This window comes from Algoriphagus algorifonticola (assembly GCF_007655305.1).
GTDB classification, from domain to species: Bacteria; Bacteroidota; Bacteroidia; order Cytophagales; family Cyclobacteriaceae; genus Algoriphagus; species Algoriphagus algorifonticola.
In genome coordinates this window covers 1-11506 of the sequence record NZ_VLOG01000053.1, presented here as the reverse complement: position 1 = coordinate 11506, position 11506 = coordinate 1, and the positions used below count along the sequence as shown (strand labels likewise).

Annotated in this window: 9 protein-coding genes; 2 read left to right on the top strand and 7 right to left on the bottom strand. The window is 42.0% G+C overall.

Going from position 1 to position 11506, the window contains the following annotated elements:
- Positions 1 to 9: 9 nt before the first annotated feature.
- The 7 genes from FL972_RS14160 to FL972_RS14130 form a co-directional block, all read right to left on the bottom strand.
- On the bottom strand, positions 10 to 1464 hold the full coding sequence (locus tag FL972_RS14160; protein WP_144606247.1) for an IPT/TIG domain-containing protein: 1455 nt from the start codon (positions 1462 to 1464) through the stop codon (positions 10 to 12).
- Positions 1465 to 1580: 116 nt separating this feature from the next.
- Positions 1581 to 2288 carry a tRNA1(Val) (adenine(37)-N6)-methyltransferase gene (locus tag FL972_RS14155; protein ID WP_144606246.1) on the bottom strand — a complete coding sequence of 236 codons (708 nt, stop codon included), beginning with the start codon at positions 2286 to 2288 and terminating at the stop codon, positions 1581 to 1583.
- Positions 2288 to 2890 (bottom strand): DUF2179 domain-containing protein, encoded by a 603-nt coding sequence (locus FL972_RS14150; protein WP_144606244.1) that lies wholly within the window; start codon positions 2888 to 2890, stop codon positions 2288 to 2290. The genes FL972_RS14155 and FL972_RS14150 overlap by 1 nt, the downstream gene beginning before the upstream one ends.
- Before the next feature lie 70 nt (positions 2891 to 2960).
- Positions 2961 to 4064, bottom strand: coding sequence for a CynX/NimT family MFS transporter (locus tag FL972_RS14145; protein WP_317129951.1), 1104 nt, complete (start codon positions 4062 to 4064; stop codon positions 2961 to 2963).
- 534 nt (positions 4065 to 4598) lie between these two features.
- A complete protein-coding gene (gene hemH, locus FL972_RS14140) occupies positions 4599 to 5627 on the bottom strand; it encodes a ferrochelatase (RefSeq protein WP_144606240.1) in 1029 nt (342 codons plus the stop codon).
- A gap of 105 nt (positions 5628 to 5732) precedes the next feature.
- The gene (locus FL972_RS14135) at positions 5733 to 6968 is read right to left on the bottom strand and encodes a cation:proton antiporter (protein WP_091652502.1); all 1236 of its coding nucleotides are present in this window, start codon (positions 6966 to 6968) and stop codon (positions 5733 to 5735) included.
- 6 nt (positions 6969 to 6974) lie between these two features.
- Complete coding sequence (locus FL972_RS14130) at positions 6975 to 7805, bottom strand: universal stress protein (RefSeq protein WP_144606238.1); 831 nt, start codon at positions 7803 to 7805, stop codon at positions 6975 to 6977.
- A 212-nt stretch (positions 7806 to 8017) separates the two neighbouring features.
- Between FL972_RS14130 and FL972_RS14125 the strand changes: the two genes are divergently transcribed.
- Both FL972_RS14125 and FL972_RS14120 read left to right on the top strand, forming a co-directional pair.
- Positions 8018 to 9610 (top strand): M14 family metallopeptidase, encoded by a 1593-nt coding sequence (locus FL972_RS14125; RefSeq protein ID WP_144606235.1) that lies wholly within the window; start codon positions 8018 to 8020, stop codon positions 9608 to 9610.
- Between the two features lie 3 nt (positions 9611 to 9613).
- Positions 9614 to 11356, top strand: a complete 1743-nt coding sequence (locus FL972_RS14120; RefSeq protein ID WP_144606234.1) for a M14 family metallopeptidase — start codon at positions 9614 to 9616, stop codon at positions 11354 to 11356.
- Positions 11357 to 11506 lie beyond the last annotated feature (150 nt).

Below are 11506 nucleotides of genomic sequence, written 5' to 3'. Positions count from 1 at the left end.
AGTCAAATCTTAAAATCCCTCAGGTGTAAATTTGTACATATTCATAGGAAATGATCCGGCCAAGGTAATGTCTGGGACACGCATGATATATAAAACTCCATCTTTGACGAAGTGTCCTACCAAAATACTCTGAGGCAACCCTGGCATGGGATTTTTTGGCTTCCATGTCATAGTATTCAGGTTAAGCTCCCATAGCTCATCAGATCTGCGATAAAGACCAACATAAGCCTTATCTCCAATTACTCTGCCCATTCCATATCCATCACCCAATCCACCTGGATAACTGGAAACTATTTGCCAAGAATCGCTTGATGGAGTATAGGACCAAACTGATTTATCTTTCCCAATTATGTAGGCTCTCCCTTGATAGATAAAATGAGCATTTTCTGCATTGAAATTTTCAGGGGGTGTTCCTAGCAAACTCCAAACTTTAGTTACAGGATTATACTTTCTAAAAGATGCCTCGTTACTTTGCTTAGTTCCCAAAACATAGAGCGTGGAGTTAATTTCAAAAGCTAAAGACTCCCTACTTTCAAAAGGTAAATCACCCAATTGTTCAAAACCAGAGTCTGTAATCTTCCAAAAGCTGGAATTTATGACAATGGGATTGCCCAGTCTGGCAGTTCCTCCACCAATATAGTTGTCCGTGAAAAAAGCAAAAGATCTTGGAGAGCCGGGAAATTCCACTCTATCCCAAGTTTTAGTTGCTATATCATATCGCTGGAAATACTCTAACTGAAAAAGTCTTCTTTCAGAACCTAAACCTATATGAAGACCTGAGTTTCTCTGGAAAAACACATTGTCGTAAACCTTTATTTCCTGAGGAAAAGCGGTGATCAATTCATAAGTACCTACTCTATATTCAAATTTTTCAGGAAACTCTACTACATTATTTTGAACCTGAATTTTGATAGGAACCGTCACACCATCCTTAGGGGCAGGTATTCTTACCCGAATTCTGCTTTCTAGGGTAATGCTGATGATTTGAGCTTCCACAGAGCCAAAAAACACTTTGGTGTCTTTGGTGAAGTTTCTTCCGATAATGGTCATCTCTTGTCCAGTAGCTCCAAAAGCGGGACTAAATGATTCCAAACCAACCGGTAAAGTCCGGACTTCAACTACATTTCCGAATTCATCTCCTGTGCCAGAATTGAAAAATGACTTGGCATAATAGAGTTGATTGACATCCAAATCAGATACTTGCCCGATAAACCTTCCCGGGCCATCCTTTGCCCCTAAAGAAATGATGATGGGGGATGCAAAATTAGGGTCTTTAGAAAGGTAAAAACCATGATCCTGAACCTGCACGGATTGATTACTGATTACCCTTCCCAAAAGTCGAACTTGTTCACCACTGGCATATAGTATTTCTTCAGTGACTACAAATGTGGTTTCATTTTCTTCGGTACAGGCCCATCCCAAAAAAAGCATTGCCAAACAGCAAAGAGACAGAATTTTTTTCATAAAACTGGGGTAGCTAATAAGTCCCCAAAAATAGAGAAATACCTATTTATTACAACCCCTGAACCTGAATCTTTCAGGGATTTAACATTCAACCTAAGTTATTGAACGCGATCCTTTCAAAAACCTAATAAAAATCCTGAAATAAGGCTTTTATAAATATCCGAATAGTCCCCAGAATCTTCTTTTATGAAAATTCGAGTTTGCCTCTTTTCCTGAAAAGTCCTGTGAAAGGACCTCACTATTCTGTGAATAGGTTTGATCGGTCTATCCTGTACCTGTATTTCCTGTCCAGAGTTAAAACCAAGTTTGGAAAAAATCAACTCTAACTCTTCCATTTGGCGCGGTGGCAATATCACCCAAAACGCGCCATCCTTAGTCAAAAGCTGGTCTACTGAATTCGCTAAATCCTCAAATGATAGACTGTCTGTATGTAATGCTTGGTTTCTTTTGGAATCTGTCGATTTCAAATGATCAGGGAAATATGGGGGATTTGATACGATCAAATCGAAAGAGGACTTCTTCTTCAAATCCTGAATAGCACCTTTTGAAATTTCTAACCTATCAGAAAAAATGCTTTGCTCAAAATTCATCTTAGCCTGCTCAAAGGCATCCTGATCAATCTCTATTGCAGAAATATGTGCTTGTTCAAAGCGCTGAGCTAACATCAAAGAAATGACACCTGTCCCAGTTCCTATATCCAGAATAGTTTTGACCTCTTCCCCCTCCGCTAATGATCCTAAAAGGACTGCATCGGTAGAAATCTTCATGGCACAGCGATCCTGTTCCACCCGAAACTGCTGAAACTGAAACCAGCTATTGCCCATCAAGTCCTGGCTTTACTGAATAATCTGGATTTGAATCGTGGCCTGTCCTCCATCACATTCAATTCATCTTCTGAAACCCGCTTAACGCTCTCTATGGTGTAAAAAGCCTTTTCATCAATTTCCTTAACCTTTGCGATGAATTCCTGAAGATTCTCCCGCTTCATCACAGTAAAAAGTAGATTCACCTTTCCATACCTTCCTTCCGCTCCCACGCTGGTAAACCTGTAATCTCTTTCCTTCATAAACTCCAATAATTTGGGTTCAGAAATTGGCGTAATGATTCTTACCAACACTCTCCCTAAGGCCAATTTTTCTTCGAAAAACATCCCCACGAAAGTTCCGGTACCAAAGCCGGCAGCATAGGCAATGTAGGACATAGGATTATTGATGTTTTGGAAGATTTGCCCGATAGCGAGCAACCAGATGAGCGCCTCAAAAAACCCTAAAAAAGGAGCAACATTCCGCTTTCCGCTCATCATAAACATGATGCGAAGGGTATTAATCGATACATCACCGACCCGCGCTATGAATATCAAAGCAGGCATGATGACATAGTTAAAAAGCTGTTCGGATACCCCTAATTCGTATAAGAAATCTTGCATTTGCCTTCGGTCTTGATGAATGCACAAAGGTACCACTTTCCCGGCAAGGCGAGAAGAATATCTTCCAAACTCAGATTTTTCTATTTCGGCCGGCTGGAATGCCAAATGCCAAGAATTGAGCCGTCATGATTATCAAAAACCAAATCAACAAATCCCAATCTCCGATCAAATCCAAAGAAATCCCGAATAAAAGTGGGCCTAAAGCAGCTAAAACATACCCTGCAGATTGTACCATGCCAGAAAGCTTGGCAGTAGTCCTATCCTCAATGGTTCTAAGAGAAATCAAGGTATATGCGATACTCAAGCTGGCACCGCTCCCTATTCCTATGATGGTCAATGATACAAAGGCCACCCAGTCCAGCTCAATGAAAAGCAATCCATAGCCTAAGAAATAAGCCAGGCCAACACCGATTATTACTCCGGTCTGTTCTTTTTGCTTGATCAAAAAATTAGGAGCGAAAAAGGTCCCCAAAAGCGAAATAAGCTGTGCATAGGACAGGGCTACTCCAGCTAATACCGGACTCATTCCTCTTGAGATCAACATGTCAGGAAGCCAAGTGACCATGGTAAAATACATGACTGATTGAGCACCCATGAACAAAGTGACCTGCCAAGCAAGGGTGGATTTCCAGACATTTTTAATGGCCTCATTACTCAAATTTGCAGCTTTGGGCTTCAATTTTACTTGAGGAAACCAAACAGCCAAGGCCAATAGCATGACCAAAGACCAAGAAGCCAGGGAGCCCCTCCAACCTAAATTTAAATCTACAGCCAAAGGTACACTCAGGCCCGAAGCTATCGCGGCAAAAAGCGACATGCCCGTGGATAGAATTGCGGTCATCAAACCCATTTTTTCCGGAATTCTGGCTTTGAAAAGGGGAATCATCAGCACATTGGCAATGACAATCCCGATTCCAGTCAAGGCAGTTCCAACAAAAAGCAAGGTAGTTCCGCCCAGTACTCGAATAATTACACCAACTGTCAGCAGGGAAATACCCAGAAATATCGCTCTTGCATTCCCAATGCGTTTTCCTATTGATGGCGCAAATAGGGAGAAGATCGCGAAGGTGATCAATGAAAGCGTAGTGAGAAACCCGGCCAAACCATTGGAAATATCCAAATCCTCCCGAATGAAAGGAATTAGAGGTCCCACAGACGCGATAGAGGTTCGCAAATTGATAGAAATCAACGCAATCCCAAAAATCAATAAGAGCTGGCTTTTTTTAGATGGAGTCAAAGAAGAGACATTAATTCAGTTTCCCTAATCTATTTTATGTTGGATACTTTTATTTGGATTAAAATTTTTCTGATTATCCGCAATCATGCCAGTTGCCTTATTTTCTTTGCTTGACAGTTTGGAAGACCGATGACCGAAGACCGAAGCTTCCGGATTCTGATCCTTTTAGCAGACAATAAGCCTTATTTTTTTCAATATTGGTAAGAATGCGGATATCCATAAAATTTTACAAAGTCTCCCCTTCAAGCACTCCCTTTCTTCATTTCAGCTTTTGACTTCAGCTTTCTCACTTTGAATTTCAGCCTTCTAACTTCAGCTTTCAGACTTTTAACTTCGTCTACAGCCTTCATGAGACCGCTTCGTTCCTCGCGGTGACGGCACTGTCTTCTACCTACTGCCTACTTTTCAGCCTTCTCATTTCAGCTTTCTGATTTTGAAATTTCAGCCTTCTAACTTCAGCTTTCAGACTTTTCAAGAATGTGTTTCCACCAAATCTTTCACACAGTCTACCCAAGTATCAGTAGAATTTAAGCTAGGAACCAAATCCCATTTTTCGCCTCCCAACTCCTCAAATTCTTCTTTATACTCCTCTCCTACCTCCACGGTAGTTTCCAAACAATCCGCCACAAATGCCGGTGAGAAGACCAGTACTTTTTTGACTCCCAGCTCTGCGAGCTCCTTGATTACATCTTCTGTGTAGGGCTTAATCCAAGGGTCCTTTCCTAATCTGGACTGAAAACAAGTCATGACTTTATCCTCCGGCAATCCCAGTTTGGCAGCAACTAAGCGGGTGGTGTGAAAGCATTGAGCGCGGTAACAAAACTGGTTTTTAGGTCCGTATTTATTGCAGCAGGCTCCCAGCTTACAATAATTATCCACTGATCCTTTGCGGATTTGTCTCTCCGGTAATCCATGATAAGAAAAGAGGTAACGATGATAGTGATCTTGCTGCATCATCTCTTTACCCAATTCTTCCCAAGCCTGAATGAATAATGGATGCTCCACAAAATTATTGATAAAAGAAATCTCAGGAATAATCTGCCAGCCACGGGCAATTTCCATGACCCTATCTATTACAGAACCATTGGTTGCAGAAGCATATTGAGGGAATAGAGGCAGGACAATGATCTTCCTCACCTTGGCATCCATCAACTCTTTCAATCCTGACTCAATACTTGGACTTTGGTAGCGCATAGCCATGGAAACCAAATACTCCTCAGTGTCTAGCTTGGCAACCAGTTTTTCTTTTAAGTCTTCTGTATGAAAAAGCAGAGGAGACCCCCTGTCCGTCCAGAGTTTTCTATATTCTTTGGCAGATTTTGGAGCCCGAAAAGGCGCAATAATCAAATTCACTAACATCCAACGAGGAATAAATGGAAAGTCAATCACTCTTCCATCCATCAAAAATTCCCGAAGATATTTTCTTACGTCTCCTGTTTTCGTGCTATCTGGAGTCCCTAAATTGACGAGTAAAACGCCAATTTTTCCGCTTTTGGCCATGATTTATTGTTTGATAATGGGTGTTTGAACCTTTACAACTCAAAATTACGAGAGAAAGTTAAATCAAGCCAATTGAACCGACTTATCTGCCATTGAGAAAAGCTTTTAGATTTTGAGCCTGCCTGCCCAGCCCATCAAAGGACCTGAAGCAATGGAAGAAACTAATGCCAAAATCACCAAGCCAATAAACAGAGAGTCTGAAACCAAGCCGGATTCCAATGCAATCAATCCTAATATGATATCCATGCTACCTCTGGTGCTCAAGCCGAAACCCACAATGATAGACTCTCTTCTAGGGATTTGGGCCAATCTACTTCCAAAGTAGGCTCCATAATACTTGGTCAATAAGCCGACGATGACAATCACTCCCGTCACTCCCAAATCAAAACTTTCAATAAAATTCACCTTCAATCCAATTGAAACAAAGAATATGGGAGCGAAAATATTATTGATAAACTGATGAAGAATTTCCTTGGCTTTTTCAGTCAAATACTCCGAATCTCCCAAGGCTACTCCGATAATAAAGGCTCCGAAAATTGCGTGAATTCCTATAAACTCTGTAAAGGAGGCTGCCAAAAAACAAATGGCTAAGGAAAGCGACAATAAGCCTCCCGGCCAGGCCATTTTCTTGTTTACCCATGGAAGTGTCTTATTGATCAAGCCTTTGCCAATAGTCAACATGATTAAGGTAAATGCCAGCGTCAGACCGATAGTCGGCCAGACTCCCAGGCCACCACTTCCTGATTCTGATAGGGAAAGAATCACTGAAAATACAATCCAACCCAATACATCCACAATCATCGCAGCGGCTATAATCAGTAGTCCGGTTTGGGTTTTGAATAAATTCAAATCCATCAAAATCCGGGCAACCACAGCCAATGCCGTGATTCCTATCGCCAAGCCAAAGAAGGTAGAAGCTACTATTCGATCATTAATATTGACTCCCAAAAACTCCGGGAAAGCATAGGCTACCACAAATCCTGCAATGATAGGAAGCACCATGGAGGCTACGGCAATCTTGAGGGCATTTTTCCCCTGACTCCAGACAATCTGAAGTTCCACTTCTAGCCCTGCTATAAAAAGTAGCAAAACCACAGAAATCTGCACGAAACCATCCAATGCTATATTGGACATTTCATGCGAACCAAACAGATATTCCTGAAAGCCCGGCATCAGGGAACCCAAAATAGTGGGACCCAAAACAATACCTGCTAATATTTCGCCTACCACAGCAGGCTGCTTCAATTTTCTGGCAATCTCAGCAAAAACTCTGGCCATGATCAACATAGCCGCAAGTTGGAGGAGGAGATTGATGACCTCCTTATGGTTTAACGTTTCCATGGAGGTTTATTTTTTTACGATTAAAAGATTACAAGGAAGGGTGCTGAGCAGCTCTTCCAAGTCATGCGGGAAAATCCTATCAAAGAAATTGAGCTTTCTCTCGTCTCCTACCACCAACAGATTTGCATCAGTTTTTTCACAGAACCTTGCCAACTCCACAGCCCATTTTCCTCCGGTAACTTTTATATTAATTTTCAACTTTCCTTTATCTAGGTCTTTAAGAATTTGCTCCACGTAGTCAATCTCATTCTGAACCAGCTGTCTTCTGGTATGAGCAATCTCTTCTTCCGAATCCTCACTAGCCGTTCCCATCTGCAAACCATACATTTTGATTTCATTCAAAATGGACACTTGGTCTGCCTTGACCACTTTTGAAAACTCCAAACCATGCTTGATCACTTGAGGGGTAATTTCCAGCTGGGTTCCGTTAATGACCACTCTGGAAAACTCGGAGGTTTTCACTCTTGGCTCGATCAGGGTCAGTACCGAGCAAGGAGATTTTCTGATGATTTTTCTCCCGACAGAACCCATATAATACTTAAACAGGCCTTCTTGTTTCAAAGCTCCGGCAACCAACAGATCCACCTTTTCCTCTCTGCAAGCCTGAAGAATCATTTTTACAGGCTTTCCTTCCTTCCACAAGACTTTGGTTTTTGCAGGATCACATTGATTTTTTTCAATTAATTCATTTAGCTTTTTCTCTAATTCGGGCGTTTTGACACCTACATGAATCAGGACCAATTCCGAATCAAAAAGCAATACCAGCCTTTTGACTTCAGCAATAAGCGCCTCAATTCGAGGGGAAAATGCTATTGCAAGGGCAATTTTTTGATACATAAAGGTTGATGGGTTTAATCCAAATAAACGAAAAATCGTGAACCTAACAACAAAAAAATGCTTCCCGCCATTTATCCAAAGCTGTTCCCACTCACGCATATTTATGGCTTCCAGAAAAACAGCCCTGCATTTTGTCCTTAATTTTTAATAAAATTCAGGTGAAATAATCTTTGAAAAATCATACAAAACAGAATTTTAAACTCAATTGATTTATGAAAAAAATCGTACTCGGTTGCTTGATTGCTGTCGGTATGGCCTGGTCGGGAGCAGCTTCGGCTCAATCCGATTATCCCACATTGAGCCAGCTCAATCAGCGCCTGCAGCGAATAGGCTCCAATGCCTCTGCTGAATTAAAGTCCCTCACCAAAACCCCGGGAGGAAAAGATGTTTGGGTTTTGAAAGTTGGCACTGGGGATAAAGACCTAAAGCCGGCTATCGCAGTAGTCGGTGGGGTAGAAGGATTTCACGTACTCAGCGTAGAATTGGCTACCAGATTTGCTGAAGATCTGATTAGCAGACATGCATCTGCATTGGAGAATACCACATTTTATATTTTTCCAAATATGTCTCCTGATGCTTATGAGCAATATCATGCTTCTCTGAAATATGAAAGAAGGGGAAATGCAGCATCTGTAGACCATGATCGTGATGGAAAGGCAGGAGAAAATGGCTATACAGATCTCAATGGAGATGGGTACATCACCTGGATGAGAGTTGAAGATCCAATGGGAGACTATATGCTATCCAAGGAAGATGATCGGGTACTGGTCAAAGCAGACAGAAGCAAGGGAGAAGCTGGAAAGTATTTCGTTTACAAGGAAAGCAAAGACGATGATCAGGATGGAAATTTTGCCGAGGATCTTCAAGAAGGCATTGCATTCAACAAGTCCTTGACCTATAAATTCCCGGTTTTCCAGCCATTAGCAGGTGATATTCCTGTCTCTCAGCCAGAATCTAGAGCCATGTTGGACTATCTTTTTGACCAATGGAACATTTTTGCCTTTGTGACCTTTTCGCCTGCAAACAATCTTTCATCTCCATTGAAATACAATGCAGGTGAGGCAAGAAAGCGGGTAGTCACTTCCATTTTGGAGAAAGATCAGGCCATCAATGCCATGGTTTCCGGGATTTATAATGAAACAGTTTCCCAAAAACCCTATCAGCAAACTAATCAGGGCACAGACGGGGACTTTTTCCAGTGGGCTTATTTCCATTTTGCCCGCTTGAGCTACAGCACTCCTGCTTACTGGACTCCCGAATACAAAGGTAAAAGCAATCCTGAAGCTAACTATTTAGCCTGGGCTGATTCATTGGGCTGGAAGGACGTCTTTGTTCCTTGGAAGGAAATTTCACACCCGGATTTCCCTGGCAAAAAAGTAGAAGTGGGAGGTATTAAGCCATTTGTCATGCACAATCCTCCTTTTGAAAAAGTTGAGAAAATCGCTGAAGAACATACCGATTTCATTCTTAAGCTGGCTGAAATGCAGCCTAAATTACAAGTGCAGAATTTGAAGATTGAATCTTTGGGGAACGGTTTAACCCGTGTGAGTTTGGATTTATTCAACAACTCTCCCCTTCCTACACACTCAGAAATGGGAGAAAGATCCAGATGGCTTCGCAAAATCCGTGTAGACTTGAACGCTCCGGCGGACAGAGTGATTTCCGGAGAAAAAATCCAACTGATTGATTCTATCGATGCTTTCGGAAAAAGCAGTTTAAGCTGGATCATCCGAGGAAAAGGAGATGTCAGCATCAAAGCAGGAGCACCTCATGTGGGCTTTATCAACGCAACTTTCAAACTCTAAGCCATGAAACAGATAAAAACAAAGAACTTAATTCTTGCCTTGGCCATGAGTGCATTAGGCTTTGGCCAAATAGAAAGCCAGGCTCAGGAAAAATTTTTCAGGGCAGTGGGCACACCCCATCAACCTAAAGTAGAAACCGCCTGGAACAGGTATTATACTTACGAAGGACTGGTGGATGTCATGCAAAAAATCGCAAAGGCACATCCCAAATTGGCAAAAATAGAAGCCATCGGAAAATCTTATGAGGGAAGGGATATTATGACTCTCACCATTACAGATTTTGAATCCGGAAAAGATACAGACAAGCCAGCCATGTGGATTGATGGGAATATTCACTCCAATGAAATTCAGGGAGCTGAGTTTGCCCTGTACACTGCCTGGTATTTGACGGAAATGCATGGAAGCAATGAGTTTATCCAGCAACTCCTAAAGGATAAAACTTTCTATATCACGCCTACGATTAACCCGGATGCTAGAAATGATTTCTTTTTGAAGCCAAATACTCAAAACACTCCTCGCTCTGGTGTAATGAAGCTGGATAATGACGGAGATGGCTTGGCAGGTGAAGATGAAATGGACGACTTAGATGGAGATGGACATATCACCATGATGATTAGAAAATCACCAACCGGCAGATATATCAAAGACCCATTGGATCCTAGAAGACTGGTAGCTGTAGGTCCTGATCAGGTAGGAGAATATGAGATGCTGGGACAGGAAGGGACCGACCTTGATGGAGATGGGAGAATCAATGATGATGATGTGGGTTATTACGACCCCAACAGAGATTGGGGCTGGAACTGGCAACCTGACTATATACAAAGAGGAGCTCTTCGCTATCCTTTTACTTTGCCAGAAAACCGCTCTGTAATGGAGTTTGTGATGAAGCATCCAAACATTGCCGGTGCCCAGAGTTATCATAACTACGGAGGAATGATTCTAAGAGGTCCAGGTGCTGAGGAGGATGTCAATACCTACAATCGTGAGGATATCAGAATTTATGATGCCATTGCCAAAAAAGGAGAGGAAATGATGCCGGGATATAGGTATTTGACAGTTTACAAGGACCTTTATTCCGTATTTGGAGGCGAGTTGGATTGGTTTTATGGAAACCGTGGGATATTCACTTATTCCAATGAGTTGATGATTTCCTATCTATACTTCCATCAAAATGCAGGTCGAGGCAATCAGGAAGAACAATTGAAAGTAGATCAGCTCTTGACTTTCGGAGATGCTTTTGTGGACTGGAAAAGTTATAAGCACCCACAGTTTGGAGAGATCGAGATTGGTGGTTTCAAGAAAACCTTTGGAAGAGCCCATCCCGGCTTCTTGATGGAGCAAGACGCACATAGAAATTCTGCCTTTACTATTTACCACGCTTATCATACTCCGAAACTTTCTGTCATGGATGTAAAGGAGGAAGATTTGGGAGGCGGGCTGAAAGCCATCACAGCGACCATTTTCAATGAAAGAATGATGCCTACGCATTCCTCTCAGGATTTGAAATACAATATCGAAAGACCAGACTATGTAAGCATCTCCGGTGCAAAAGTGGTGGCTGGATTTGTAGTAGAAGACGAGGATTTCAAACGCTACAAAGAACAAAAACACTCCCCGGAAAAAATTGCTGTAGAGAATATCCCTGGAATGAGTGCGGTGAAAGTTCGATGGATTGTATCCTCAGGATCCGATTACAGCATCAGTGTTGATTCCGCCAAAGGTGGAAAAGCCAGTTGGAAGAAGTAATGGAGAGCTGAATGCCTAAAAGTAAATCCCGCTGGTCTTGATTGATTAGCGGGATTTTTTTGTAAAGTTTGACCCCTTCAGGGTCAGGACAGCAGTTATTTGTTGGTTCCTTTGCCACGGGTTGCACCCGTGGTTATTATAAAGTTCAAT